This is a genomic window from Chryseobacterium sp. Leaf394, assembly GCF_001424105.1.
In the GTDB taxonomy this organism is placed as follows: Bacteria; Bacteroidota; Bacteroidia; order Flavobacteriales; family Weeksellaceae; genus Chryseobacterium.
Window position 1 is genome coordinate 310 of sequence record NZ_LMQH01000005.1, and the last position, 7,324, is coordinate 7,633.

A 7,324-nucleotide genomic window follows, 5' to 3' on the forward strand; every position below is an offset into this window, starting at 1 on the left:
CATTTTTAAAAACAATAAATCAGTATAATATGAGGTACGAGCCCTTTGAGAAATATATTGTAAGGAAACCGTTATTGCCCAAAGAATTGCTTTTTGACAATAATCGAACAAAAATAATTGATGATGTTGTAAAAGAATTTCTAAACAACAATAATTTTGTAGCCTCTCTATATTGGAGTTCTCCTGATTTATATGAGATGATAAACAATTATAAGAATGGTATTTTAAAACAGGAAAAGATCAGTAAATTGTTTAATACTCTTAAAAAATATTGTATCCGTTCTGCGACCAGATGTACTCCATATGGCACGCTTGCCGGCGTAGCTATTCGAAGTCTAAATGAATCTGAAAATAATTGTATCGACAAGGCTAGAAAAGCTAATATCGATATGGGGCTCTTCGATCAATTAAAAATGCATATTGAGAATAACTATCAACTCAAGTATCATCTTAAATATAAAATAAATAACACTGTCTCCAATATTCCTGGTCAGTTCAGATATCAGGAACCAGTCGACAAAATTGACTTAGAAAGGTTTCAACTATCTTCCTTAGAAAAGAACGAATACTTAGAAAAATTAACAGGAATTAATACCTTTACTGATTATGAGGTAATATATAATTTATTCATTGATGATTTTGATCACGACGAAGTTGACAGTTTTCTGAATGAACTGATTGAGATTAAATTTTTAGTAAGCGAATTACAAATAATGTTAACAGGTGATAATTTTGGCAACTTAAAGAAAGTTGTAAATAAGCTTGTTGATTACAATATATCAGAGGCAGAATCATACTTTAATATATGTAATAAAATTGATAATTGTATCAAAATAGTGGAATCTACTCCAATAGACTATATTCCAATAGATAAGATAAATGAAGTGAAAAATCTGCTTCTCTGTCTAGGAATCAGTGAAAAACATATACTACATGTTGATTTGATACAATCTGATGAAAGCAATTACCGTCTGGACAGAAAAACAATTAGAAATATTAACAATCTCACTTTAATTTTAAAAAAATTGGGAGGCAAATCTGCTATTCAATCTGATTTAGAAACATTCAAGCAAACTTTCAAAACCAGATATGAATCTAGACAAGTTCCTCTGACATATGTACTGGATAATGAATTTGGAATAGGATTTCCTTCCTCTCCTGAAATTGGTAATCTAAACAATAATAAGCTAATAGCAGGTCATTTATCCAAGAGAGACGACTCGATAAAAAAAATGGTAGTTTCTGCTCATCTGCATGATATTTTTGATAGCATTGAACAGAGTGGAGATCAAATATTAAGATTAGAAAAAATTGAATTAAATCACTTACAAACTAAAGTATCTCAAAATAAAACTTTATCTGTTATGGGAATTCCAGGGGATGATTTTTTCTTTTTACAAAATATTAGTTATGCAAATTCATGTTCTTTATTGGGCAGGTTTGCGTCAAGCGATAGAAATATAGAATATCTTTGTAAGGAAATCGCTGCTATAGAAAGTTTATCTGATGATGACAGTATAAATGCTGAACTAATCTATGCTCCAGATGCACGGACAGCAAATATTGCAAGAAGGCCAAAACTTTCAGAATTCGAGATACCAATCTATAATGAGAGCAGCAATACAGCTGAAAATCAAATATTGTTGCAGGACATACTTGTCTCAGTAGCGGATGAGGAAATAATTTTACATTCGAAAAGATTGAATAAAAAAATAAATCCGAGACTGTCAAATGCTCATAATTTTAATAGTAATGAAAACAACTATTACCGATTTCTCTCATCTTTGCAGCATCAGCATGAAGCCAATCTAAATTTTAGTATTGATTATTCGGAACGAAGTAAACGTTATATTCCACGAATATCCTATTATAACATTATCGTCCACAGAGCAACATGGATAATTTTTGAAAAAGATATCTCCTTGATTAAGAATTCTGATAATAAACTTGACGAGCTTAAATTCTTTTTAAAGAAATGGGAAGTCGCTAAATATGTAGTTTTGGTTCAGGGTGACAACGAATTATTTATAGACACTTCAAATGATTCGTATTTACTTTTACTCTTAGAAGAAATAAAAAAAAATAAACTCCTTCAATTATGTGAAGATCTTGCAACACATAGTAAAACTTTAGCACCAAACGAACAGATTATTATGATTCTGAAAGATACAAAAATTGACTCTGTAAGAAAAAGGCGAGAATTAATATATGAAAATCCTGAAATTCGAAGAGATTTTCCTCCAGGAGGTGAGTGGTTTTACCTAAAAATCTTTTGTAATTCAAATATTTCAGATAACATTTTATATGATTATGTATGTCCACTAATCGATGATTTATTGGAGAAAGAAATTGCAAATTCAATCTTCTTTATCAGATATAATGACCCTCATTATCATTTGAGAATCAGAATAAAATTAAGAGATATAAATTCTTATGGTGATGTTACAAGTATATTTTACCAAACATTAAACACTTGCTTTGAGAATGATTTGATATGGAAAATACAAATTGATACTTATTCACGGGAAATTGAAAGATATGGAGCAGAAGAAATTGTTGATGCAGAGAAAGTATTTTTTCATGATAGCCTGACAATACTAAATTTGCTAAGACAAAATCCAGAGATCTCCGACGAACATAAATTATTTACATCCGTATTAAATATTGATTTCTGGTTTTCCGCGTTTAATTTTTCTATTCAGAAAAGGCTGGACTTCTGCAAAAAAATGATTGAATCATTTTCTCAGGAATTCAGTAGCGAATTTAAAAGTCATCTTCACCATAAATATCGAGATCTCAAAGAAGATTTGGAATTTTTTTTAAAGAGTGCAGAGATGAGAATGCAGTTTAAAGATCGAAATAGTATGATAAGCGAATTAAAGTTGTCTGAAAAAAACCTTTCAAACTATATTCATATGAGTTTAAATCGATGGTTCAGTGCAGAACAGCGTGCTTTAGAATTTATGACCTACATATTTGCTTTCAAACAATATGAGAAAACTTTAAATAATTAGTCATTAATATGAGAAATGAAGCTTTTGAAAGGGGTCCTTTACTTAATAAAATTTCAAATATTGATTTTAATAATTTATACACTCCATCTCTAAGAATTTTTCTTCACTGCATAATGTGGCTGTTTTTTACAGCTCTGCTCGGTTTCTACTATAATATAGAAGTACAGCTTCCATTCAAAGAGAGTGCGGTGTTGACAATTCGAACTACCATAAATAACGCGATATTATTCTATTTATATTTTTATTTTATCTTTCCCATAATTTTTACAAAAGAAAGATGGGGAATCATATTAATGATCCTTTGCACACCCTTATCTCTCTACATATGGAGTACGACCAATCATATTCAGTTTTATCTCTTAGATCTTTTAGAATTCGATGTGAAAGACGGTCCTTTTAAGGGGATGATTAAACAATATGCACAAAGAAGTTATAAAGATGTAATATCCTATAAATCGATTTTGGGCAGTGCAACAATTATTATTTTTTCCCTTTCACCACCGTTCTTTGTTAAAATACTTTTTAATATAACCCGTTTATTCAGTCAAGCCATATACTATCAGAAGCAAAATTTAAGTTTACAACTTGAAAATGTCAACATAGAAAAAGATTTTCTGAAAGCTCAATTAAATCCCCACTTTTTATTTAATACTTTGAACAATCTGTATGGTCTTGTCATAAAGAAAGATCCAACTGCTCCAGATGCTATTATAATGATCTCTGAAATCATGTCCTACACACTTTATGAATCTAACACAGAAAAAGTTTCTTTAGAAAAAGAAATAGAATTTATTAAAAACTACTTCTACTTAGAAAAAATGAGACATTCTGCCGAAAAAGAAATATCTTTGGATATTTCAATTTCTGATGAAAAATTAGCTTTGCAGATTGCTCCTTTGCTAACTTTTGCATTAATAGAAAATTCCTTTAAATACGGATTAGGTAATGCTTCTGAAAATTTCATTAGGATTAAGATCGAAATTATAAATAGTTCATTTCGTTTTTTATTGGAAAATAGTAAAAGTGATAAAACTCCAAGAAGTAAGAAATTAGGTGGTATAGGTATTAAAAACATTAAAAAAAGATTGGAGCTTCTATATAAAGATTCTTATGATCTTGTAATAACAGAAAATGATATGAACTATAATGTATCTTTAACTATAGACTTACAGTATGATAAATGAAAAATTAAGCTGTATCGTAATTGACGACGAACCGCTGGGAAAAGAGATTATTATTAATTACGTAAAAACTATTCCTTTTCTTGAATTAGAGGATTCTTTTGAGGATCCGCTAAAAGCCATAACTTATTTGAACAGCCATTCAGTTGACTTGATAATTACTGATATTAATATGCCCACAATTAATGGTATAGATCTTATAAAATCATTAACAAAACAACCGGCTATTATATTTATCACCGCTCATAGAGATTTTGCTATCGATGGATTTGAAAATGGTGTAGTAGACTTTCTGGTTAAACCTGTTGCATATAATCGTTTTGTAATTGCCATTAATAGAGCTAAACAGCGAATAGAGGTATCTGCAAAAAGAGATATTATACTATCAAACAAAAACCAACCAGATCATATCTTTGTAAAAGCTGGCGGAAAACTAATTAAGATAATACTGAATGATATTGTATATGTTGAGGCTTTAGGAGATTATTTAAAAATCGTTACAAATACCGAGTCTCATACTACCTTAGCAACCTTAAAATCTATGGAAATTATTTTAAAGGAGCCTGTATTTTCCAGAGTACAAAGATCTTTCATAGTTAAAATAACTTCTATTAAATCAATAAGCGGCAATATGGTAGAATTAATAAATGGTAAGTCTATCGCTATTGCCGCTAATAAGAAAGATGAATTATTCTCTCTGTTAGGTATTTAAGTATAAATTAAAGTATTTTATTACATGCCTGTCATTGTAGTCATAGTGCTAGTAGTAGGCGGACTCGTTGGAAGTCCATCAAAACTCTTTGCTTTAGAGAAGTTGTTAATTACTTTTTTGTTAATTAATAGTTTAGATTTTTGATTTTTTTGTTGAGTTTTCACAGTTATTATAGTTTTATTACTGTAAAAATGTTAAGAATAGCAACTAAAAACAAAAGGTCTCGATGAAAACCAATTTTTAGTCGGTAGAACTGTTTAATTACTCGATTAGGGAATTACAAAACTAAATATAACTCCTTATTAAACTTGCAGGTTTGCATACTTCTAAATTATATAACCTGTAAAAAATAAAATATCATAGTCAGAGGAGCAAGTACTAGAATCTTGATAATTAAATTTAATAGGATAAGATATTATGGTCTTCATTATAATTAGGTAAATATATTTTTGTCGTTTCCTGAAATCTGAAAATGATATGGGTCAAAATAATTGAGAAGACCTAAGCAAAAACGTTTTGTTTCGGTTTTTTAATTCTCATAGGTTTTTATTTCCAGTATTTTTCTGTTTGTGAATTTGATTCAGTGTTAGATGATGATTGGAATACTAAAGTCTTTTTAATATGGATTTGAATCGATTGATTACAAGCTGTCTTCTCAATGTTGTTTCCGGATCGGATTTATCAATAAAATATTGTTTCAAAATGTAATTAATGCTCTATGTTGCATATTATGTAGGTCAGAGATCAACATGCGACATTTAACAAGTTTTTTCCAATAGTTTTTGGTATTCATTCGAGCGATATTGAAGACTTCTGTCAGAATAACGTATCAAAGGTTCTAAATTGACTTTTTGTTTTTCAAAGTTTCCTTAAGGCTATCAAACTGCTTTCCGTATTCAAATTGGTTGTAACGTGCTGTCTTACGATTTTCTTGGCATTAGTATCAGTTATAAGACTTAAATTAACCTGAGTTCGGGATAATAACAGGGATATAATTTGCAAAAAATAGCAATAATTCGTATATGTAAGTTTCTGACATTCAAATATTTAAACGGATTATTGCTATGGATTCGCAAGACCAAATTACAAATATTTTTGTACAAATTGACGATTTTTGTAAAGAGTTTGATGTACAAATTAAAAGATTGAAGCTAGAAGCACTTGGAGATAATAAGAAGAGAAGAAACAGAAATTCGAAAATGTCTGATTCTGAAATTATCACCATCATGATAGGTTTTCATTTGGGTGCTCACAAGACATTTAAACACTATTACCGGGAAATAGTCTGTGGATACTGGAAAGATCTATTTCCAAACAGCCTTTCCTACAACAGTTTATCGAGCTTCAACAAAGATGTTTTGTTATTTTTGTCTTGTTTTTAAAAGAAAAATGTCTGCGAAAATGCACTGGAATCAGCTTTATGGACAGTACGACTTTGAAAGTCTGCAGAAACCAAAGGATACATAATCATAAAGTTTTCAAAGGTTTGGCAGAACGCGGAAAGTCTTCAATGGGCTGGTTTTACGGTTTTAAACTGCATTTGGCATGCAATGAAAAGGGAGAGCTTCTGTCCTTTTATCTGACAAAAGGAAATGTGGATGACCGAAATCCAAAACATATCAAGAAGATGACCGAGCAACTGTTTGGAAAATTGTTTGCCGATAAAGGATATCTTTCCAAAGCTTTGTGGGAGATGCTTTTTGCAGATGGCATTCAACTTTTCACCAAACTCAGAAAGAATATGAAAAATCATATAATGACAATGGAAGATAAGATTTTGCTGAGAAAAAGAGCCATTATTGAAACTATAAATGATGAACTTAAAAATCACTGTCAAGTTGAGCACACAAGACATCGAAGTGTAAACAATTTTGTAATGAACATTTTAGGAGAACTAACAGCATATTGCTTCTTTCCAAAAAAAACCGTCACTTAACTTGAAAAAAGTAAATGACGGTCAACTATTTTTAAATCTTGCTTAAACCGAACTCAGGTTAAATTACTATGATTCTTATGTTTCCAATAAAAGCAAAGTCTGCAACTCAAACATGATTCGGTTTGGTGATCCGTTAATCCGATATCACATTTTTATGCTTTCTGAAGCGATGGTGGAAATTGGTGGAAACATAATAACTTCTTTGTTAACAATCAGTAATGATTGATCCCTTAATGATCAAAGAAGAATGTAACGGGATTGAAGGGTATAATTCATAAGTCATTCCATAACTCTAAATTTACTAACTTCAATTTCTTGTATGATGAAGTTTTCAATTAAACTGTAATCCTTTGTGTACGTATTACATATTGCATTTCAGTTGGTTCTTTGATAACAATGATATCTTTTGTATCTCTACTTGAGGATAAAACAATAAATATCTCCTAAGTATCAGATTTAATTATACTGTAACTTTAAATTA

3 protein-coding genes and 1 pseudogene are annotated in these 7,324 nt (G+C 30.0%); all 4 read left to right on the plus strand.

The genetic code is table 11. The features are described 5' to 3' along the window. The first annotated feature begins 29 nt into the window (after nt 1-29). The 4 genes and pseudogenes from ASG21_RS02245 to ASG21_RS20710 all read left to right on the plus strand — a co-directional run bounded on the left by ASG21_RS02245 (nt 30) and on the right by ASG21_RS20710 (nt 6,843). Entirely contained in the window at nt 30-3,014 is a 2,985-nt protein-coding gene (locus ASG21_RS02245; RefSeq protein ID WP_056075269.1) for a lantibiotic dehydratase, read from the plus strand. Between the two features lie 8 nt (nt 3,015-3,022). After that, a complete protein-coding gene (locus tag ASG21_RS02250) occupies nt 3,023-4,198 on the plus strand; it encodes a histidine kinase (protein WP_056075273.1) in 1,176 nt (391 codons plus the stop codon). Next, nucleotides 4,188-4,907, plus strand: a complete 720-nt coding sequence (locus ASG21_RS02255; protein WP_056075276.1) for a LytTR family DNA-binding domain-containing protein — start codon at nt 4,188-4,190, stop codon at nt 4,905-4,907. The genes ASG21_RS02250 and ASG21_RS02255 overlap by 11 nt, the downstream gene beginning before the upstream one ends. A gap of 1,064 nt (nt 4,908-5,971) precedes the next feature. Continuing rightward, nucleotides 5,972-6,843 (plus strand): annotated as a pseudogene (locus tag ASG21_RS20710) (IS982 family transposase). Nucleotides 6,844-7,324 lie beyond the last annotated feature (481 nt).

Coding starts and splice junctions, on each gene's coding strand:
- ASG21_RS02245 (WP_056075269.1), top strand. CDS start 30: ATGAGGTACGAGCCCTTTGAGAAATATATTGTAAGGAAACCGTTATTG.
- ASG21_RS02250 (WP_056075273.1), top strand. CDS start 3,023: ATGAGAAATGAAGCTTTTGAAAGGGGTCCTTTACTTAATAAAATTTCA.
- ASG21_RS02255 (WP_056075276.1), top strand. CDS start 4,188: ATGATAAATGAAAAATTAAGCTGTATCGTAATTGACGACGAACCGCTG.